The following is a 19451-nucleotide window of genomic DNA, read 5'->3' as shown; positions in this document are numbered from 1 at the left end:
AAAAAACGGGATGATTATCCCGTTTTTGCTAAGATAAAGAATATTATCAGGCGTTAGCGGGTTTTGTTTGTCGCTTTATTTTTGCTAATTTAATCTGATTACAGAGTAGCGCAATAATAAAGAACACAGCTTGCGTTAGCACAATACATGGGCCTGTTGCTCCATCAATATGGAAACTAATAAATGTTCCTATAACGCTAGAGGCAACAGAAAATACAATTGCTAACATAATCATGCGTGAAAAACTGCGTGTTAATAAATACGCGGTGATCCCCGGTGAAATAAGCATGGCGACAACCAAAATAATCCCAACGGCTTGCATTGAGGCAACGATGGTTAATGCCAAAATAGACAGTAATCCATAGTGTAATAATGTGACGGGTAAACCAACAATTCTTGCTTGGTTTGGATCGAAGCAATAAAGCATAAAATCTTTTTGCTTAACCAGCATAATAGTGATGGTGATTGCACAGATAATACTAATTTGAGTTAATACATCCGGTGTAATGCCTAAAATATTACCAAATAAAATATGCATTAAATGTTGGTCGGTATCGACACTGGCAAAAATGACCAAACCTACTGCAAACATGCCAGAGAATACAATTCCCATCACGGTGTCTTCTTTAATACGGCTGTGATCTTTTAAATAACCTGTGGCGAAAGAACAAAATAGTCCAGAAAGAAATGCGCCTACAGTTAATGGAATTGCGGTGACGTAAGCAAGAACGACTCCAGGTAAAACGGCGTGAGAGATAGCATCCCCCATTAAAGACCAACCTTTTAATACCATATAACAAGATAAAATAGCGCAGGCGATACCTATAATAATGGCTGCAACAATAGCGCGTTGCATAAACGGATATTGAAAAGGTTCAATGAAAAACTCCATCAACTCATTCATAGTTCCACCTCTTCTTGTTTTGTTGATCCTTTATGTTGATGAGATTGTGTGATCAACTGTTGTGAACTCTGACGAGCACGACGGCGAGCAGCTAACATGCCGTGTTTAGGCGCAAATAAGAAAGCCAACAAAAAGAGAGATGTTTGCATTGTGACAATCACGCCACCTGTTGCACCATTAAAGAAATAGCTAAGATAAGCACCTACTGCACTTGTTATTGTGCCAATACAGATAGCAATAATTGCAAGTCGTTTAAATTGGTCTGTGAGTAAATAAGCTGTTGCTCCGGGTGTTACTACCATAGCAATAACAAGAATGGCACCAACAGTTTGAAGAGCTGCAACAGTACATGCGCTCAAAAGAGTAAAAAAGATAATTTTTAATTTTAGTGGCGATAAGCCGATTGATTTTGCATGAACTTCATCAAAGAAAACCACCAGCAAGTCTTTCCAGATACAAAATAAAACTAAGAAAGAGACACCTGTAATAATCACAACTTGCCATACATCTTCATCAGCAATACCTAAAATATTTCCAAGAATGATGGTCTGAACGTTGACGGCTGTCGGTTTAAGCGAAACCAGCAACAGACCAAAGGCAAAAAAAGTGGAGAAAATAAAGCCGATAACGGCATCTTCACGAAGGCGTGTGATATGACGAATAAATGTCATTGATAATGCAGCGAGCAAACCCGTAAAAAAGGCACCGACTGCATAAGGCAAACCTAATATATAAGCCCCTGCAACACCGGGAACAACTGAGTGGGAAAGGGCATCTCCCATTAACGACCAACCTTTCAAAATTAGATAGGATGAAAGAAAAGCGCAGACAGCACCCACTAAGGCACTTACCCAAATCGCTTTCACCATATAGTTATATTCAAAAGGTTGTAGGAGTAAATCTAGCATGGCTAATCTCCCTGTTTGCGCTGGCTTTGGTGCGCTGGAGTGTGTTCTTCTTGATGACCATAGAAGACGGCAGCACGTTCATCATCAGTAATGACAGTGAGTGAGCGTGGATCGTCATCATCATGAAGATCAGAACCCGATAGGCTGATGTGGCGTAATACACCACCGAATGCGTGTTCTAAGTTTTTCTGTGTAAATGTTGTTTCAGTTGGACCACTGTCTAACACGGTTCTATTGATCAAAATAACGTGGTCACAAAACTCAGGAACACTACCCAAGTTATGCGTTGAGACTAAAACTAAGTGGCCTTCTTCGCGTAAATTGCGTAAAAGCTCGATGATGGCATTTTCTGTTTTAACATCGACACCAGTAAACGGTTCATCAAGTAATAATACAGTACCTTCTTGAGCCATTGCTCGTGCTAAGAAAACACGTTTTTTCTGACCACCTGAAAGCTCACCAATTTGGCGATGTCCTAAACCTGACAAGCCAACGCGTTCTAATGATGCTGCAACAACTTCATGATCGCGTTTTGAAGGAATACGAAAAAAGCCCATTTTTCCATAACGTCCCATCATCACAACATCAGAAACGAGGACGGGAAAATTCCAGTCAACTTCTTCTGTTTGCGGAACATAGGCGATCATATTTTGTTTTAATGCCTGTTGGATAGGGTTATCGTTTAATGTCACTTTACCTTTAGAGGGCTTTACCAGCCCCATAATGGTTTTAAATAGTGTGGATTTACCACTGCCATTGATGCCCACTAGGGCACAAATAGTGCCGCCAGTGATAGAAAAGCTTGCATCAAAAATAGCCGTATGGCCGTTATTGTAAGTAACCGTGGCATTATCAACAGTTAATGTAGGATTAGCTTTTACATTGCTCATTGCCCAAATCCTTTCGCAATTGTATCTACTGTAATAGTAATTAAATCAATATAAGTAGGAACCTCACCACCTTCAGCGGAAAGTGAGTCAACATAAAGAACACCACCGTATTTTGCGCCAGTTTCTTTGCTGACTTGTTTTGCGGGTTTATCTGAAATTGTACTTTCGCTAAAGACAACAGGGATCTTGTGTTCTCTAACTGTATCAATCACATATTTAACCTGTTGTGGTGTGCCTTGTTCTTCGGCATTAATTGGCCATAAATAAACTTCTTTAAAGCCATAGTCATTGGTTAAATAGCTGAATGCACCTTCACTGGTTACTAACCAACGCTCTTCTTGTGGGATACGAGATAATCTTTCTCTTAATGGTGCATCAAGTTGTTTAATTTTTTCTGCGTAATTTGCCGCATTTTGATTATAAATAGCTGCATTATCGGGATCATGTTCAACAAGCGCTTTGCGAATATTTTCAATATAGATTAATGCATTATTCGGTGACATCCATGCGTGTGGATTAGGATTGTTTTTGTAAGCGCCTTCACTGATTGCCATTGGTGTGATGCCTTCAGTGACAACAACAGCAGGTACGTTACGTAATTCATTAAAAAAGCGTTCAAACCAACGTTCAAGGTTTAAACCATTCCATAAGATAAGATCTGCTTTTTGAGCTTTTACAATATCTTTAGGAGTGGGTTGGTAATCGTGAATTTCAGCGCCGGGTTTTGTGATTGATTCAACAATCGCAGCATCTCCAGCCACATTTTGAGCGATATCTTGAATAATAGTAAATGTGGTGACAACTTTTAGTTTATCTTTTGCTTGTGTAGGTGCTGTTAAAAATACGGATGCCATAAGGCATAAAGCCGTAAGTGAAAGTTTGTGTACAGAGCGAAATATATCCATATTATTATTGCCTTATAGTTGCAGAGTTATTTTCTCAATTGATAATGATTATCAATATCATTTCAAAAAAGTCAAGTTATCTCTGTGTAAAAAGCTTCATTTGATAACGACTAGAAATAAGATAACAACATGTATTCCAAGAAATGTTAAGTAGATTGTCGGTTTTTGTCACAAAAATTAACAATAGTTCGTAACTATTTGTGTGAGAGATTATTTTTATTATTAATAAAAGCTCATTTTTCTCATTAACTTGGTATTTATTATGCTTCTGTGTTTTTTATCGTTATTGATAAACGTCACTCTTACATTGTTATTATGCGTATTCATCGTTTGAGAAGATATCACCAAATTTACTGCAGATATTCCGATTCTAATTGAGGGATTTTTGAGGGATAGGGTAGATTTGAGATAAAACGCACACACTAGAAGTAGTAATAGATTGATTTATTTCTCGCGCTTTGCCATATTTTAGCATGCATTTTTATGTGAAAATAGAATAATATATCTACAACCCATTGATATATAAATATGTCTTGTACAACCCTTTATGCAAAAGGATAAAACGTGAAAGTAAAAATCATCTTTTCTTTGGCAATTTTGCTTCTTGCTGGTTGTGCTGATCATGCTCGTCAACCTATTCAAAAAGAAACATCACGCTTTTTAAGCCAAAAACCAGTGAATAACCGCGTTAATAATGCTTCAATCTCAACGGCACAATGGAAATCAACACCTTTTGATAATCATATACAACAAGCATCAAACCGTTACGATGTCGATGAAACATTAATTAAGGCGATTATCCAAGTTGAGTCAAACTTTAGACCTGAAGTTATTAGCAAATCAAATGCAGTTGGATTAATGCAAATTAAAGCATCGACTGCGGGAAGAGATGTTTACCAAAATAGGGGTAAGGCAGGGCAACCAACAACAGCTCAATTAAAAGATCCCGCTATTAATATCGATTTAGGTACAGCCTATATTCAATTATTAAGAGAACGCCACCTTGTTGGCATTGCCGATCCTGAAACACTTTATTACGCCACTATCCTTGCTTATGTGAATGGCGCTGGTGCTTTATTAAGAACATTTGATAAAGATAGAAATAATGCTATCGCTAAAATTAATTCAATGAGTGCGGATGATTTTTATCGTTATGTCGAAAAAAATCATCCGGCTTCTCAAGCGCCGCGCTATTTAGCAAAAGTGAGAGCGGCTTACCATGCGGGCGATAATTAATCTGGCAAATTAGCGGCTGCTTGAGCCTGTTTTAATAAAGCAGGCAAATCAGCAATAATTTCAAGAACACCGTTGATCATAAACTGAACGCCCATACAGATTAATAAAAATCCCATTACACGAGAAATAGCGTCAATACCACTGTGGCCTAAATACTTCATAATGCTGGTGGAGCCACGAAGTGATACCCAAACGATAACGCTAATTAAAAAGAAGGTTGTCACAGGGGCGATATATAATACCCATTGTGCAATATCAGTACGTGATGGGATTGACGCTGCTGTACTGATTATCATTGCAATTGTTCCGGGACCTGCTGTACTTGGCATTGCTAAAGGAACAAAGGCAATATTAGGCTCTTTGGGATTACGATGTGGATTGTTATCGTCTGAAATAGGATCGTCGACATTAGGTGTGTTTGGAAACAACATACTAAAGCCAATAAAGGCAACTATCATTCCGCCTGCAATACGAAGACCGGGGATAGAAATACCAAAGGTTGTCATTATGATCCGTCCCGCATAGAACGCGATGGTCATAATGAGGAAAATATATACACACGCCATTAACGATTGCTGATTACGTTGTTCCTTTGTCATATTGCCTGAAAGGCCAAGCCAAAGAGCAACAGTCGTTAATGGATTAGTTAAAGGCAAAAGCAAAATAAGACCAAGACCGATAGCCTGAAAAAACTGGTAAACAGAGTGCATGGAATATAAAAGCTCCCAATAACAGGTAATTAAGGAGTAATTATGATAACAAATTAAACGAGATAAAAGTTATTTTCTTCGTAATATTCTTAATGTGTATTAGTATTTTTTCATAAGCCATTCTAAGTGCACTTTTACCGCTCCCCAGTCATAATCAGTAATGCTATAAACGCAAGTATCTCTTTTTTGACCATCTGTTGTTAATCTATGATTACGCAAAATACCATCCAGCTTTGCACCAAGTCGCTCAATCGCTCTACGGCTAGTCTGATTTAATATATGAGTACGAAATTCAACAGCAATACATTGCAAGTCTTCTAAGGCATATTTAAGTAAAAGATATTTAGCTTCTGTGTTTATTCCTGTTCGTTGTACTTCTTTGGCATACCATGTTGAACCAATTTCTAATCTTGGTGTTTGATTATCAATATTCATAAAGGTTGTTATGCCGACCACACGGTTATCAGCTTTAGAAATAATGGAAAAAGGCAACATTAGCCCTTTTTGTTGTAACTGAAGCTTATGCTCAATATCGCGTTGTAATTCTGTTACTGAAGGAACGGTGGTATACCAAAGTTCATCGGGTCTATCTTTTTCAATTAGCTCATAAAGTTCGGAATAATGTTCCATGCTAAGAGGTACTAAACGTACAAGTTTTCCTTCCAGTGTTGTCCACTCTGTTATCTTTTTCATAATAAATATTCTCTGGGGTTGTTAATAACAATGCGTTTCTTAAGAATACTTTTTATACATAACAAATTTATGAATTGATATGGTTATTTAAACGGTTATTAAAAAGTAGGTAAAATTCAGAATGATGAAAATAGAGAAAAGAATGTGAGTGATTGTTTCTCAACAGAGAATGACTGCCTTACCACAGGTGAGCAAGCATAATGCGTGTTAATCTATAATCCAGTAATAGTGATATAACAGAAAACACAATAGATTGGTAAAAAGATGACAGATTTAATTGAATGGGATGATTTTTTACGTGTAGAAATGAGAGTAGGGACGATTATTAGTGCAGAAATAAATAAGAAAGCTAATAAACCTGCTTATGTTATGGAAGTCGATTTGGGCGAATTAGGTATAAAGCGTTCAAGTGCTCAAATTACGGTAAACTATACACCCGAAGAACTTGTCGGTCGTCGTATTTTATGTGTATGTAATTTCCCAGTTAAACGCATTGCAGGTATAAAATCTGAAGTTTTAATTACAGGGGCACCTGATGAAACGGGAGCAATTGTATTGGCTGAGTTTAACTTACCTTTACCAAATGGTTCTCGTCTGGCCTAAATAAGTATCTTGATAAGACACTCTTAAATAGTGATGTTCTGCTGAGTTTTGATATAGTAATTATTCAATAGCAGGATAGATATAAAGGAGTGTCTTTTGTTATTACCTCAATTGCATTTGCGATGTTATACACAAGAGACGGTATCTCATCAGCATGATAATTTATGGCAGATTATTTTTGGGCTTTCGGGTTCGATGGAAGTCAATTTCAATCGAGAAGACTTTCTGATTTCTAATCAAAACTGCTTGATTATCCCTCCAACCATTCATCATGCTTTTTCAGGCAATATAGATAATAAAAATCTTATTCTAGAACTTCCTGCAACCTCGCAATGGCAATTAAGTGAGAAAGGTGGGCAATTTGCATTGTCACCGGCAGCGATTGGGTTATTGGAATGGCTACATCAATATCCTCAACCCCCAGATCAATACTCCACGATCACGCGCTTATTACTCGCTCAAATGGAAATACAAAAAGGTTGGCGCGATAGTTTGGATGCTTGGCTAGTGAATAAATTACATACACCATTAACAACACATGATATTGCTTTAGCTTTTAATACATCAGCGAGTACATTACAGCGAAAAATGAAAGCAGAGGTGGGAGTGTCTGTGATGCAATATGTCACGCAACAGCGACTTAGCAAAGCCGCTGAATTATTAAAATACACATCAGTAAATATTGAAAATATAGCCCTAGCAGTTGGGTATGACTCGCACTCTGCATTTAGTCAGGCATTTCGCCAATACTTTAATAAAAGTCCTACTGAGTATCGACAGGATTAAGCCATTACACCACTTTATTTTCTGTCGAATAAACACGAGGACATAATTTATCGAAAACGAGCGTAAATAAATAGGTATAGATAAAGAAGAACACTAATATAGTGACTTCCATACTTATCGCTTTGATAAAACCTACATTATACCACCACATATAAAGTGGAATGGTAAAGAAGAATAGACCTAATTCAAAACTTATTGCATGGGTAAGTCGTACCATGACTGTGCGTTTTTTGATCCCTAATTTTGACTCAATTAATTCAAAGAAAGAATTAAAAATATAATTCCAAATCAGAGCAATAACAGAAACAGCGATTGCAACGGGAAGTGAATTATGTGATTGGCTTTGGCTTAATATTGCCAGTAAAACAGTGCTTAATAAAATGGCGAGAGTTTCAAAGGTAATAGCATAAACCAATTTACGAGGGCGGGGCTTTAGATAAAACACGTTATACACCTTTATGTTAACAATGAAAGTTCTGGCCCGCCCCAGAGAATGTTATTTTTAAAGCCACGGTTTCCGCTTGATTGGGACTGATGGTAATGAAATTAGTTATGAATTGCAAAGTGATAAGTATATTTTTGATACTTGGCACATCTACGATTACGGCTAAAATAATGAATATTATCTATGATAGAAAATATGAAGAAGAACATAGAATAATGAAAAACTCACACTATAATGTGATTATACAAATGAAGGGCAGATAGGAAAATAGTGAATATATTGTGTAGGTGTATTTACTTAATATAAAATAAGGATGCTTATGAGTGGTGAAATTGCTGTTTTCATAATGGCTGTCTTTTTTATTGCAATGGCCATTTTGTATTTAGCTCCCGTTTATTATTTTTTTGTTGTTATATCAGCATTAAAATATATCCAGCCTCCACTAAAAAAATCCATCTTGTTCTCTTTGATTTTAATATTAATTAATATATTTTTCTATTTTAATGCCACTTTAGTTTCAAAGGGAGAGCTTGCTCTTATTAAGAGCAATGATCCTCAATTTATTTTTCTAGGTCTATTATTTTTCTGTCTCCCATTTATTTATCTTCATATCGTCAGAAAAAGAGACCCTAAAATAGTGGGCTATTGGATAGCCTTCACATTGTCATTCTTAGCTTATAACTCATATTATTTTCCACAAAAAATGATGGGAGATAAAAAAGAGAGAGTTATTCAGCTGTTACAAAAAGGTGATTTAGAAGCATTGGATAAAGTTTGGAAAGGAAGTTGTCCTGATCCTTATAGCATTGAAGTGGAATTTTTTTATAACACAGATTTAATAAAAACATTTGATAAAAAATCACTCTGGTTTTTAACTGAGTGTGTAAAACAAAATAAGAAGACAGAATCTCTTTATTTATATTATAGACCGACTAACTATCCGCTGTTTGATAGAGAGTTTTCAATAGCAGAATGGAATGAAAATGTTGTCGATTTATTTATCGATAAAAAATTTTATAGCACTCTTACAGAAGAAGAGAAAAAGGAACTTGGTAATACCATAATACAAACTTTTCAAGAAGGATTAATGTATATAGGCACCTTTGATGATTATACGAAAAAGATTGATTATATTCTTCAACAACGCCCTGAATTTAAAAACTATATTATTTTTGATCGAAAAGAGTTTATATACGCATTAAGAAATCACCGATTACAATATGCTCAATACCTTAAAAAATATCTCGATAAGAATGATCCTTTTATTAAATTAGGTTTTGCAATCATTGAAGATGACATTAAATATATTGTTGATGAAGGAAAGAAAAAACCTGAACTCTTTACTCAAATTCTTATGGATACATCAGCATTATCCGCATCTGGTTGTGATAAAGGGGTTATGCCTTTTGATATAAACACCTTTATTTTTAGTAATGGAAGTAAGAACTTAATTTTAGCGATGTTGGATAATAATCTAGTAAATACAAGTAATTATCAATGCAATGGGTATAATTATTTGGCTGATGAACGTAGCAAAGAAAAAACCTGCTTTAGCTATTTACTTCGACATCTTGAATATAATTATGCCATCAAAAATATAGATGATAAAAAAGAGATAGAGAAAAGAGTATCGAGTCAATTAATACAATGTGATGAGTGAGGTTTTTTTGTCGTTTCCATTTCGTGTTTTCTTGGGGAAATATAGGCAGATAAATGTATAAATCTTTACTGTCTGTGATAATATCCCCCCTGAGTTGCGATAAGGCTCAGTGATGCTATGGATATTTATAAAATGAATATGCGTACATGACTGTGTGCAAACCTCGCGAGGTAAAGTGAGAACTTGTCGTAACGTACTGAATATAGATGAAATAAAAAGCTTACAAGTGATCTTGCGTATGGGTCACCACTGTAAATAAGGATTTTAAATGCCAATTATTACTCTTCCTGACGGAAGCCAACGTCAATTTGAAAATGCAGTTTCTGTCATGGATGTCGCTGCAGATATCGGTCCTGGACTTGCGAAAGCATGTATTGCAGGCCGTGTTAATGGTGAGCTGGTGGATGCTTGCGAATTAATCGAACATGATGCGAATCTGGCGATTATCACCGCAAAAGATGATGAAGGTCTTGAGATTATTCGTCACTCTTGTGCCCACTTACTGGGACATGCAATTAAACAATTATGGCCACACACCAAAATGGCGATTGGTCCTGTTATTGAAAATGGATTCTACTACGATGTGGATTTAGACCATTCTCTAACACAGGAAGATTTAGACACTCTAGAAAAACGCATGCTAGAGTTGGCGAAAACAGATTATGACGTTATTAAAAAACGCGTAAGCTGGGCTGAAGCTCGTGAAACATTTGTTTCTCGTGGTGAAGACTATAAAGTTGCTATTCTTGACGAAAACATTAGCCAAGACTCTCAACCAGGTCTTTATCATCACCAAGAATATGTTGATATGTGCCGTGGGCCACACGTTCCAAACATGCGTTTCTGTCATAACTTTAAATTACAGAAAATCGCAGGTGCATATTGGCGCGGTAACAGCGATAATAAAATGCTACAACGCATTTATGGTACAGCTTGGGCTGATAAGAAACAGTTAAAAGCTTACTTAGATCGCTTAGAAGAAGCAGCTAAACGTGACCACCGTAAAATTGGTAAACAGCTTGATTTATATCATATGCAAGAAGAAGCGCCGGGTATGGCTTTCTGGCATAATGATGGCTGGACTATTTTCCGTGAGTTAGAAACATTTGTACGTTGTAAATTAAAAGAATATGATTACCAAGAAGTAAAAGGTCCATTTATGATGGATCGTGTTCTTTGGGAAAAAACAGGTCACTGGGAAAACTACAAAGAAAACATGTTCACAACATCTTCAGAGAACCGTGAATATTGTATTAAACCAATGAACTGTCCAGGTCACGTACAAATCTTCAAACAAGGTTTACGTTCTTACCGTGATTTGCCATTACGTATGGCTGAATTCGGTAGTTGCCATCGTAATGAACCATCAGGTGCATTACATGGTTTAATGCGTGTTCGTGGCTTTACACAAGACGATGCGCATATCTTCTGTACTGAAGAACAAATTTTAAGTGAAGTAAATGACTGCATCAAATTGATTTATGATGTATATTCTACTTTCGGATTTGAAAAAATCGTTGTTAAGCTGTCTACTCGCCCAGAAAAACGTATCGGTGAAGATGCATTATGGGATGTTGCTGAAGCAGACTTAGCAAAAGCCTTAACTGATAACAATATTGAATTTGAATATCAGCCAGGCGAAGGGGCGTTTTATGGCCCTAAAATTGAATTTACACTTTACGATTGTTTAGATCGTGCATGGCAGTGTGGTACAGTACAATTAGACTTCTCACTACCAGGTCGTTTAGGCGCATCTTATGTTGCCGAAAACAACGAGCGTAAAGTACCTGTTATGTTACACCGAGCAGTGCTAGGATCCTTAGAACGTTTTATTGGTATTCTGACAGAAGAATACGCAGGATTCTTCCCAACTTGGTTAGCACCACAGCAGGTTGTCGTGATGAATATCACGGATGGACAGGCTGATTATGTACAAAAACTCGTCAAAGAATTGCAAGATGCCGGAATTCGTGCAAAAGCAGACTTGAGAAATGAGAAGATTGGCTTTAAAATTCGTGAACATACTTTACGTCGTGTTCCGTACATGCTTGTCTGTGGCGATAAAGAAGTTGAATCAGGCAAAGTGGCGGTTCGTACTCGTCGAGGAAAAGACCTTGGCAGTATCGACGTTAACGAATTTAAAGAAAAGCTTCTGCAAGAAATTAGAAGCAGAAGTCTTCATCAGTTGGAGGAATAAGGTATTAAAGGCGGAAAAAGAATTCAATCAACGCGTCAGAATCGCATCAATGGTGAGATTCGCGCTCATGAAGTTCGTTTAACAGGTTTAGATGGCGAACAGATTGGAGTTGTTAGTCTGAAAGAGGCTCTTGAGAAAGCCGAGGAAGCAGGTGCTGATTTAGTAGAAATTAGTCCTAATGCCGAGCCGCCGGTTTGTCGTATTATGGACTACGGCAAATTCCTCTATGAGAAAAGTAAGACTCTCAAAGAACAGAAAAAGAAACAAAAAGTTATTCAGGTTAAGGAAGTTAAATTCCGTCCTGGTACAGATGAAGGCGACTATCAGGTCAAACTACGCAACCTGATTCGTTTTCTTGAAGATGGCGATAAAGCCAAAGTCACACTGCGTTTCCGTGGTCGTGAAATGGCACACCAACAAATCGGTATGGAAATGCTTAACCGTATCCGTGAAGATTTGGATGAACTGGCTGCTGTTGAATCTTTCCCTAATAAGATTGAAGGGCGTCAGATGATCATGGTGTTAGCGCCGAAGAAGAAATAGTCGGGCAATTCAAGTAATAGCGTCAGCCTTTAGAGGCTGATTGCTATTCGCCTTATTATTTTATGTTATTAACAATGCGAAGTGGATTATAGAAATGCCAAAGATTAAAACAGTACGCGGCGCAGCTAAGCGCTTTAAAAAAACTGCTAGTGGTGGCTTCAAGCGCAAGCATGCTAACCTCCGTCACATTCTGACTAAAAAATCAACTAAGCGTAAACGTCATTTACGTCCAAAAGGCATGGTCTCTAAAGGAGATTTAGGTCTGGTCGTAGCTTGCTTACCATACGCATAAGTATCACTTTTTTAACAGAATATAGACATTTAGGAGTTTAATATGGCTCGTGCTAAACGTGGTGTTATCGCCCGTGCTCGTCACAAGAAAATTTTAAAGCAAGCTAAAGGTTATTACGGTGCACGTTCACGTGTATATCGTGTAGCTTTCCAGGCTGTAATCAAAGCTGGTCAATATGCGTACCGTGACCGTCGTCAGAAAAAACGTCAGTTCCGTCAGCTGTGGATCGCGCGTATCAACGCAGCAGCTCGTCAGAACGGTATGTCTTATAGCCGTTTCATCAATGGTCTGAAAAAAGCATCCATTGAAATCGACCGTAAGATTCTGGCTGACATCGCTGTATTCGACAAAGTAGCATTCGCTGCTTTAGTTGAAAAAGCGAAAGGTGCTCTGGCTTAATTATTTATTAAGCAATGGAAGAGGGAGTTTTCTCCCTCTTTTATTTTGTCTAAATTTGTGGCTTAATGATATAAATTCAATAAGTTAATATTTTAAGAGACATTATCAATGTTAAATATCGCTTTTTTCCGTTTCTTTTTTTACTTTAGCGCCTAATTCAAGGGGGCTTTTGCGCGTAAGAAAAGAAACGAAAAGTAGCGCCTGAGCCTCCAATATGGAGGCTTTTTTGTTTTCAGATCCCAATACTGGGTTAGAAACCAAAAAGGGCAATTTTATTCGTCATCATTGATAACAACTAATAGACCTCATCAGGTCAAAGGAAGAGGAAACGATGCCACATCTCGCTGAACTCGTTGCTCAAGCTAAAGCAGCTATCGAAGAGGCACAGGATGTTGCTGCGCTGGATTCGGTTCGTGTTGAATACTTGGGGAAAAAAGGTCATTTAACGCTTCAGATGTCCACGCTGCGCGACTTACCCGCGGAAGATCGTCCAGCTGCAGGGGCTGTCATTAATCAGGCTAAACAAGAGGTTCAGCAAGCGCTGAATACTCGTAAAGATTATCTTGAATCAGCATTATTAAACGAACGTTTATCTGCTGAGAAAATCGATGTATCTTTGCCTGGTCGCCGTATTGAAAACGGTGGTCTACACCCAGTAACTCGTACAATTGAACGTATTGAAACTTTCTTTGGCGAATTAGGGTTTTCTGTAGAATCTGGCCCTGAAATTGAAGATGATTATCACAACTTTGATGCGTTGAATATTCCTGCACATCACCCAGCAAGAGCTGACCACGATACTTTCTGGTTTGATGCAAAACGTTTACTGCGTACACAAACATCAGGTGTGCAAATTCGTACCATGCAAGATAAGCAGCCACCTATTCGCATCATCGCACCAGGTCGCGTATATCGTAATGACTACGATCAGACTCACACACCAATGTTCCACCAAATTGAAGGCTTAATTGTTGATAAAGACATTAGCTTTACCAATTTAAAAGGAACACTACACGATTTCCTGAAAAACTTTTTTGAAGAAGATATGGAAATTCGTTTCCGTCCTTCTTATTTCCCATTCACAGAGCCTTCAGCAGAAGTCGATGTAATGGGTAAGAATGGCAAATGGTTAGAAGTGTTGGGTTGCGGTATGGTTCACCCAAATGTATTACGTAATGTAGGTATCGATCCTGAAGTTTATTCAGGTTTTGCGTTCGGTATGGGTATGGAACGTCTGACTATGTTACGTTACGGTGTCACTGACTTGCGTTCATTCTTCGAAAACGATCTTCGTTTCCTCAAACAGTTTAAATAAGGTGGGATTATCTCATGAAATTCAGTGAACTTTGGTTACGTGAGTGGGTAAACCCAGCGATTAGTAGCGAAGCGCTTTCTGAACAACTGACAATGGCTGGCCTTGAAGTTGACGGTGTTGAAGCTGTTGCCGGCGATTTTCACGGTGTGTTTGTAGGTGAAGTTGTTGAGTGTGGACAACACCCTAATGCCGATAAATTACGTGTAACGAAAGTTAACGTAGGCGGTGATAGATTACTCGATATCGTTTGTGGTGCACCTAACTGCCGTCAAGGTCTAAAAGTTGCGGTCGCAACAGTTGGTGCTGTATTACCAGGCGATTTCAAAATTAAAGCAGCAAAACTGCGTGGCGAACCTTCTGAAGGTATGCTGTGCTCATTTTCTGAATTAGCTATTTCAGAAAATCATGAAGGTATTATTGAATTACCTGCTGATGCACCTATTGGCATGGATATTCGTGAATACTTAAAATTAAATGATAATGCGATTGAAATTAGCATTACACCAAACCGTGCAGATTGCTTAGGTATTTTAGGTGTTGCTCGTGATATCGCTGTTATCAACAAAATGGAATGCCAAGTACCTGATATGTCGCCTGTTGCGGCAACTTCATCAGCAACATTCCCTGTCCGTGTTGAAGCACCAGAAGCATGTCCACGTTATTTAGGTCGTGTTTTCACCAATATGAATGTGAAAGCAAAAACACCTTTATGGATGCAAGAAAAGTTACGCCGTGGTGGCATTCGTTCTATTGACCCAATTGTTGATATTACCAACTTAATTCTACTTGAAATGGGTCAACCGCTACACGCATTCGATCTTGATCGCGTTGAAGGTGCTGTTGTTGTTCGTATGGGTAAAGATGGTGAGAAACTGACTTTACTTGATGGCAATGAAATCACATTAAAAGATGATGTATTAGTTATTGCTGACGAAAAACAAGCATTGGGTATGGCAGGTATTTTCGGTGGTGAATCATCAGGTGTTAATGAAGATACGAAAAATGTCTTCTTAGAGTGTGCATTCTTCTCTCCATTATCCATCACAGGCCGCGCACGTCGTTATGGCTTACATACTGATGCTTCTCATCGTTTTGAGCGTGGCGTTGATTCTGAGCTGCAATACAACGCAATTGAGCGTGCAACTAAATTACTGCTAGAAATTTGTGGTGGTGAAGTTGGTGAAGTGATTGATGTAACCAATAAAGCACATTTACCAAATATTGCACCAGTCAAACTAACACGTAAAAAATTAGACCGTTTATTAGGTCACGTGATTGATGATGCACAAGTTCTGGACTCATTAACTCGCTTAGGTTTCAAAGTTTCTGTTGAAAATGACGGCTGGTTAGCAACAGTTCCTTCATGGCGTTTCGATGTTCAAATCGAAGAAGATCTAATTGAAGAAGTTGCTCGTATTTATGGCTACAACAATATTCCAGATGTGCCATTACGCGCTGATTTAGTGATGACCAATCATCGCGAAGCAAACTTATCATTAAAACGCGTTAAAACAATGCTAGTAGATAATGGCTTCCAAGAAGCAATTACTTATAGTTTTGTTGATCCTAAGATCCAATCTTTATTACATCCAAATGAAGAAGCATTAATTCTGCCTAATCCAATTTCAGCGGATATGTCAGCAATGAGACTGTCTCTATTAACCGGATTATTGACTACAACTGTATATAATCAGAACCGTCAACAATCTAGAGTTAGGTTATTTGAAGCAGGTCTGCGTTTTGTTCCTGATAATCAAGCAGAATATGGAATACGTCAGGAACTTATGTTAGCTGGTGTGATCGCGGGCAACCGTTATGAAGAACATTGGAATTTAGATAAGCAAACTGTTGATTTCTTTGATTTGAAAGGTAATATTGAATCAATTCTGGAATTGACAGGCCAGCTAGATGAAATTACATTTAAACCAGCTAGTCATTCAGCACTTCATCCGGGACAAAGTGCTGGGATTTATCTGAGAAATGAATATATTGGCTGTATTGGCGTTGTTCATCCAGAGCTTGAACGTAAACTTGACTTAAACGGTCGTACGGTAGTATTCGAAATACGTTGGAATGCAATTGCAAATCGCAGTTTACCACAAGCAAAAGCAATTTCTCGTTACCCTTCGAATCGTAGAGATATCGCTGTAGTTGTTCCGAATGATGTTGCTGCAGAAGATATTTTAGCCGAATGTAAGAAAGTTGGCGGAAATCAAATAGTTGGCATAAACTTATTTGACGTGTATTGTGGTAAGGGAGTAGCAGAGGGCTATAAAAGCCTCGCTATTAGCATAATCTTGCAGGATATCGAGCATACACTGGAAGAAGATGAGATTGCTGCAACAGTAAGTCACTGTGTAGCAGCATTGAAACAGCGATTCCAAGCATCCTTGAGGGACTAGACCTATGGCGCTTACAAAAGCTGAAATGGCAGAAAATCTGTTTGAAAAACTTGGTGTTAGCAAACGCGATGCAAAAGACCTTGTAGAATCCTTTTTTGAGGAAGTGCGTCGTTCTCTTGAAAATGGGGAACAGGTGAAGCTGTCTGGATTCGGAAACTTTGACCTACGTGATAAAAATCAGCGCCCAGGTCGTAATCCGAAAACTGGGGAAGACATTCCTATTACAGCTCGCCGTGTTGTTACTTTCCGCCCAGGACAAAAGTTAAAAAGCCGGGTTGAAAGCGCAACACCAAAAGAATAAGATTTAAAAACATCCAAAACGGCTTTCTTTGAAAGCCGTTTTTTTATCACTTTTATCTGTATCTGATTTTGATGATAGCCGTATTGGGGTGTTTATATTTATCAATATAGACTGAATGGATATTTCTATTTAGATGGAATGTTTTTATTGTCTAATTACCTTTCCTCTTTATTCTCATTTCTTATTTTGACTCTTCCTTTTTATCTCTTATTTACATCAATACTGTGATAGTTAATCCTAGTTTTTTTCTTCATTATTAGAGATGGGCTTGCATGTTCTCAATTTAGTTTTTCATCATTGAATGCGAACATGTTATGTTGCTAAAAAATGACTTTATAAATAAAAATAGTAAGAACCGTTGTTGCATGGATAGGGAACGAAATGAATAAAGAAGTTAATCCTCTGATTAAATTTACCAAGAGACAACGCATTGACGACAGAAAAAAACTGTTTCTAATGGCATTAGTATTATGTTTCTTATTTATTTTTTCCCTCTCTGTCGGTGAGATTTCGTTATTCCCACATCAATGGTTAACAGATGATGCCTATTTATTTGTTTGGCAGATCCGTTTACCGAGAATACTTGCTGTCGTGACTGTTGGTGCAAGTTTGGCAATTGCGGGCGCTATTATGCAGGCTCTGTTCCAAAATCCACTTGCAGAGCCCGGGTTATTAGGAGTAAGCAGTGGTGCGGGAGTGTGTGTTGTATTACTTATTGTTTTACAAATAGGTTTAAGCTATTGGTTAATAAGCAGTGCGGCGATATTTGGTGCATTAGGAATTACTATTTTATTAATGTTTTTTACTCGAATTAAAAAGCTGTCTAATGCTCAGTTATTATTAATTGGTGTGGCATTAGGCGTTATGGCGAGTGCAATAATGACTTGGTTGGTTTATTTCAGTTCGGCTTTGGATTTAAGGCAATTAATGTATTGGCTGATGGGGAGTTTTAGCGGTATTGATTGGCGTCATCAAATCTTATTTTGGGCTCTTATGCCTATTCTCTTGATCCTTATTCTACAAGCTGATGTTCTTAATTATTTATCTTTAGGTTCATTTAGAGCAAAACAATTAGGCATATCCGTTAATCAATGGCGAAATTGGTTTATTTTAGCCGTTGGGTTATTGATAGGGCTGAGCGTTGCTTTAGCGGGGGCTATCAGTTTTGTAGGGCTTGTTGTACCGCATTTATTAAGATTATCTGGGCTAACCCATTATAAAACGTTACTACCCGCGTGTGCGCTTGCTGGTGGCGTATTGTTATTGCTTGCTGATCTGCTATCTCGCTTGATTTTAAATGGTGCAGAAGTTCCGATAGGTGTGATTACAGCAACACTTGGTGCACCTTTATTTATTTGGTTATTGGCAACCAAAGAGATGGGGCGTTTGTAATATGGCGTTACTTAAACTTAATAATTTAAGTGTTGATGATCGACTTAACGCATTTACAGAGCAAGTAAGTTATGGCGAACGTATCCACTTAATTGGTGCTAATGGCGCAGGAAAAAGTACGCTTTTAATGGCGATAGCAGGAGAGTTTTCGTTTAGTGGAGAAATCATTCTAAACGAAACTTCAATAAGACATTATAAATATGATGATCTTTCTAGAATGCAGAGCATTGTTATACAACAATTGGAAGCTTTGTCATTTATGTCTGTTTTTCATTATCTCTCGCTATATCACAAATTGTCGAAAATGGATATTCAGCAGTTAAATATGCTGTTAAATGATTTTAAAATTGACAAGTTATTGTCAAAAAATATTCATCATTTATCGGGAGGCGAATGGCAGAGGATCAGAATTGTTGGCGCATTTATCCAATTATGGTCAAGTTATGATTTAAAAGGGAAATTAATGTTACTTGATGAACCAACTAATAATTTAGATGTCGTACAGTTGGCGATTTTGGACAAGTGGGTTGATAAGTTTTGCCAACAAGGTGGCGCTGTTATTATGAGTACGCATAATTTGAATCATTCCCATCAAAAAGCAGACAGAGTTTGGCTCATAAAAAATGGATATTTGGTTAATTCTGGCGCATCTGCACTCTTATTGGACGAAAAATTATTATCAACTACATTTAATACAAATATCAAGTGCATCAATGATGTTGATCATATTGATTGGCAGGTTTTGCAATAATATGACTGTTGTTAAGCTTATCCCCAAGTAATTATTAAGGTTTTTTTAATGTTTTCTTAATAAGACGGATGCCGGTGAACAATAGTTTGTATATAATTGTTTTTTATTCATTCATTAAT

The 19451-nt window shown here is 37.6% G+C and carries 21 protein-coding genes and 1 other annotated feature; of the genes, 14 read left to right on the top strand and 7 right to left on the bottom strand.

All coding sequences use genetic code 11. From position 1 onward, the window contains the following. Nucleotides 1-46: 46 nt before the first annotated feature. Genes AB4J89_RS05335 through AB4J89_RS05320 form a run of 4 tightly spaced genes read right to left on the bottom strand, consistent with a single transcriptional unit; the run spans nt 47 to nt 3556 of the window. Nucleotides 47-904 carry a metal ABC transporter permease gene (locus tag AB4J89_RS05335; RefSeq protein WP_088495797.1) on the bottom strand — a complete coding sequence of 286 codons (858 nt, stop codon included), beginning with the start codon at nt 902-904 and terminating at the stop codon, nt 47-49. Beyond that, a complete protein-coding gene (locus AB4J89_RS05330) occupies nt 901-1812 on the bottom strand; it encodes a metal ABC transporter permease (RefSeq protein ID WP_088495796.1) in 912 nt (303 codons plus the stop codon). Before AB4J89_RS05330 ends, AB4J89_RS05335 begins: the two co-directional genes overlap by 4 nt. A gap of 2 nt (nt 1813-1814) precedes the next feature. Continuing rightward, the gene (locus AB4J89_RS05325; RefSeq protein ID WP_088495795.1) at nt 1815-2702 is read right to left on the bottom strand and encodes a manganese/iron ABC transporter ATP-binding protein; all 888 of its coding nucleotides are present in this window, start codon (nt 2700-2702) and stop codon (nt 1815-1817) included. Continuing rightward, nucleotides 2699-3556 carry a metal ABC transporter substrate-binding protein gene (locus tag AB4J89_RS05320; protein ID WP_223672508.1) on the bottom strand — a complete coding sequence of 286 codons (858 nt, stop codon included), beginning with the start codon at nt 3554-3556 and terminating at the stop codon, nt 2699-2701. Before AB4J89_RS05320 ends, AB4J89_RS05325 begins: the two co-directional genes overlap by 4 nt. A 615-nt stretch (nt 3557-4171) precedes the next feature. On the opposite strand from AB4J89_RS05320, the gene AB4J89_RS05315 reads away from it, so the two are divergent. Next, nucleotides 4172-4843, top strand: a complete 672-nt coding sequence (locus AB4J89_RS05315; protein ID WP_088495793.1) for a transglycosylase SLT domain-containing protein — start codon at nt 4172-4174, stop codon at nt 4841-4843. On the opposite strand, the gene AB4J89_RS05310 is transcribed toward AB4J89_RS05315, so the two are convergent. Both AB4J89_RS05310 and AB4J89_RS05305 read right to left on the bottom strand, forming a co-directional pair. Further along, on the bottom strand, nt 4840-5553 hold the full coding sequence (locus tag AB4J89_RS05310; RefSeq protein ID WP_088495792.1) for a MarC family NAAT transporter: 714 nt from the start codon (nt 5551-5553) through the stop codon (nt 4840-4842). The two genes, AB4J89_RS05315 and AB4J89_RS05310, sit on opposite strands and share 4 nt — an antisense overlap. 99 nt (nt 5554-5652) lie before the next feature. Beyond that, entirely contained in the window at nt 5653-6246 is a 594-nt protein-coding gene (locus AB4J89_RS05305; protein WP_088495791.1) for a GNAT family N-acetyltransferase, read from the bottom strand. A 264-nt stretch (nt 6247-6510) separates the two neighbouring features. On the opposite strand from AB4J89_RS05305, the gene AB4J89_RS05300 reads away from it, so the two are divergent. Together AB4J89_RS05300 and AB4J89_RS05295 are read left to right on the top strand one after the other, a co-directional pair. Further along, nucleotides 6511-6849, top strand: coding sequence for a tRNA-binding protein (locus AB4J89_RS05300; protein ID WP_088495790.1), 339 nt, complete (start codon nt 6511-6513; stop codon nt 6847-6849). Nucleotides 6850-6945: 96 nt separating this feature from the next. After that, complete coding sequence (locus AB4J89_RS05295) at nt 6946-7635, top strand: AraC family transcriptional regulator (protein ID WP_088495789.1); 690 nt, start codon at nt 6946-6948, stop codon at nt 7633-7635. Between the two features lie 4 nt (nt 7636-7639). Here the strand turns inward: AB4J89_RS05295 and AB4J89_RS05290 are convergent, their stop codons facing one another. After that, nucleotides 7640-8080 (bottom strand): PACE efflux transporter, encoded by a 441-nt coding sequence (locus AB4J89_RS05290; RefSeq protein ID WP_088495788.1) that lies wholly within the window; start codon nt 8078-8080, stop codon nt 7640-7642. 319 nt (nt 8081-8399) lie between these two features. On the opposite strand from AB4J89_RS05290, the gene AB4J89_RS05285 reads away from it, so the two are divergent. From AB4J89_RS05285 to AB4J89_RS05235, 11 genes are all read left to right on the top strand, one after another. Further along, nucleotides 8400-9740, top strand: coding sequence for a hypothetical protein (locus tag AB4J89_RS05285; RefSeq protein WP_088495787.1), 1341 nt, complete (start codon nt 8400-8402; stop codon nt 9738-9740). Between the two features lie 268 nt (nt 9741-10008). Next, entirely contained in the window at nt 10009-11937 is a 1929-nt protein-coding gene (thrS, locus tag AB4J89_RS05280; protein ID WP_023582384.1) for a threonine--tRNA ligase, read from the top strand. 3 nt (nt 11938-11940) lie between these two features. Beyond that, nucleotides 11941-12480: a translation initiation factor IF-3 gene (gene infC / locus AB4J89_RS05275; RefSeq protein WP_036937410.1), complete on the top strand. Its 540-nt coding sequence runs from the start codon at nt 11941-11943 to the stop codon at nt 12478-12480. Between the two features lie 94 nt (nt 12481-12574). Beyond that, entirely contained in the window at nt 12575-12772 is a 198-nt protein-coding gene (rpmI, locus tag AB4J89_RS05270; protein WP_006118955.1) for a 50S ribosomal protein L35, read from the top strand. Between the two features lie 42 nt (nt 12773-12814). Next, nucleotides 12815-13171 carry a 50S ribosomal protein L20 gene (rplT, locus tag AB4J89_RS05265; protein WP_006537111.1) on the top strand — a complete coding sequence of 119 codons (357 nt, stop codon included), beginning with the start codon at nt 12815-12817 and terminating at the stop codon, nt 13169-13171. A 107-nt stretch (nt 13172-13278) separates the two neighbouring features. Beyond that, nucleotides 13279-13402, top strand: a sequence feature (Phe leader region). Then, nucleotides 13280-13327, top strand: coding sequence for a pheST operon leader peptide PheM (pheM, locus tag AB4J89_RS05260; RefSeq protein WP_120655563.1), 48 nt, complete (start codon nt 13280-13282; stop codon nt 13325-13327). It overlaps the preceding feature by 48 nt. 100 nt (nt 13403-13502) lie before the next feature. Further along, nucleotides 13503-14486: a phenylalanine--tRNA ligase subunit alpha gene (pheS, locus tag AB4J89_RS05255; RefSeq protein WP_023582383.1), complete on the top strand. Its 984-nt coding sequence runs from the start codon at nt 13503-13505 to the stop codon at nt 14484-14486. Nucleotides 14487-14500: 14 nt separating this feature from the next. After that, the gene (gene pheT / locus AB4J89_RS05250) at nt 14501-16888 is read left to right on the top strand and encodes a phenylalanine--tRNA ligase subunit beta (RefSeq protein ID WP_088495786.1); all 2388 of its coding nucleotides are present in this window, start codon (nt 14501-14503) and stop codon (nt 16886-16888) included. Nucleotides 16889-16892: 4 nt separating this feature from the next. After that, nucleotides 16893-17189, top strand: coding sequence for an integration host factor subunit alpha (ihfA, locus tag AB4J89_RS05245; RefSeq protein WP_023582381.1), 297 nt, complete (start codon nt 16893-16895; stop codon nt 17187-17189). A 381-nt stretch (nt 17190-17570) separates the two neighbouring features. Then, nucleotides 17571-18581, top strand: coding sequence for a vitamin B12 ABC transporter permease BtuC (gene btuC, locus AB4J89_RS05240; RefSeq protein WP_088495785.1), 1011 nt, complete (start codon nt 17571-17573; stop codon nt 18579-18581). A gap of 1 nt (nt 18582) precedes the next feature. Next, nucleotides 18583-19332 carry an ATP-binding cassette domain-containing protein gene (locus AB4J89_RS05235; RefSeq protein WP_088495784.1) on the top strand — a complete coding sequence of 250 codons (750 nt, stop codon included), beginning with the start codon at nt 18583-18585 and terminating at the stop codon, nt 19330-19332. Nucleotides 19333-19451: the final 119 nt, after the last annotated feature.

This window comes from Proteus sp. STS61-E, assembly GCF_040932335.1.
Lineage (GTDB): Bacteria > Pseudomonadota > Gammaproteobacteria > Enterobacterales > Enterobacteriaceae > Proteus > Proteus mirabilis_B.
Note: the sequence above shows the minus strand (reverse complement) of the source record. Positions and strands in the feature narration are given on the sequence as shown.

Excerpts from the sequence above, each read along its gene's own strand:
- AB4J89_RS05335 (WP_088495797.1), bottom strand. The coding sequence starts at position 904 with ATGAATGAGTTGATGGAGTTTTTCATTGAACCTTTTCAATATCCGTTT.
- AB4J89_RS05330 (WP_088495796.1), bottom strand. The coding sequence starts at position 1,812 with ATGCTAGATTTACTCCTACAACCTTTTGAATATAACTATATGGTGAAA.
- AB4J89_RS05325 (WP_088495795.1), bottom strand. The coding sequence starts at position 2,702 with ATGAGCAATGTAAAAGCTAATCCTACATTAACTGTTGATAATGCCACG.
- AB4J89_RS05320 (WP_223672508.1), bottom strand. The coding sequence starts at position 3,556 with ATGGCATCCGTATTTTTAACAGCACCTACACAAGCAAAAGATAAACTA.
- AB4J89_RS05310 (WP_088495792.1), bottom strand. The coding sequence starts at position 5,553 with ATGCACTCTGTTTACCAGTTTTTTCAGGCTATCGGTCTTGGTCTTATT.
- AB4J89_RS05305 (WP_088495791.1), bottom strand. The coding sequence starts at position 6,246 with ATGAAAAAGATAACAGAGTGGACAACACTGGAAGGAAAACTTGTACGT.
- AB4J89_RS05300 (WP_088495790.1), top strand. The coding sequence starts at position 6,511 with ATGACAGATTTAATTGAATGGGATGATTTTTTACGTGTAGAAATGAGA.
- AB4J89_RS05285 (WP_088495787.1), top strand. The coding sequence starts at position 8,400 with ATGAGTGGTGAAATTGCTGTTTTCATAATGGCTGTCTTTTTTATTGCA.
- thrS (WP_023582384.1), top strand. The coding sequence starts at position 10,009 with ATGCCAATTATTACTCTTCCTGACGGAAGCCAACGTCAATTTGAAAAT.
- rpmI (WP_006118955.1), top strand. The coding sequence starts at position 12,575 with ATGCCAAAGATTAAAACAGTACGCGGCGCAGCTAAGCGCTTTAAAAAA.
- rplT (WP_006537111.1), top strand. The coding sequence starts at position 12,815 with ATGGCTCGTGCTAAACGTGGTGTTATCGCCCGTGCTCGTCACAAGAAA.
- pheS (WP_023582383.1), top strand. The coding sequence starts at position 13,503 with ATGCCACATCTCGCTGAACTCGTTGCTCAAGCTAAAGCAGCTATCGAA.
- pheT (WP_088495786.1), top strand. The coding sequence starts at position 14,501 with ATGAAATTCAGTGAACTTTGGTTACGTGAGTGGGTAAACCCAGCGATT.
- ihfA (WP_023582381.1), top strand. The coding sequence starts at position 16,893 with ATGGCGCTTACAAAAGCTGAAATGGCAGAAAATCTGTTTGAAAAACTT.
- btuC (WP_088495785.1), top strand. The coding sequence starts at position 17,571 with ATGAATAAAGAAGTTAATCCTCTGATTAAATTTACCAAGAGACAACGC.
- AB4J89_RS05235 (WP_088495784.1), top strand. The coding sequence starts at position 18,583 with ATGGCGTTACTTAAACTTAATAATTTAAGTGTTGATGATCGACTTAAC.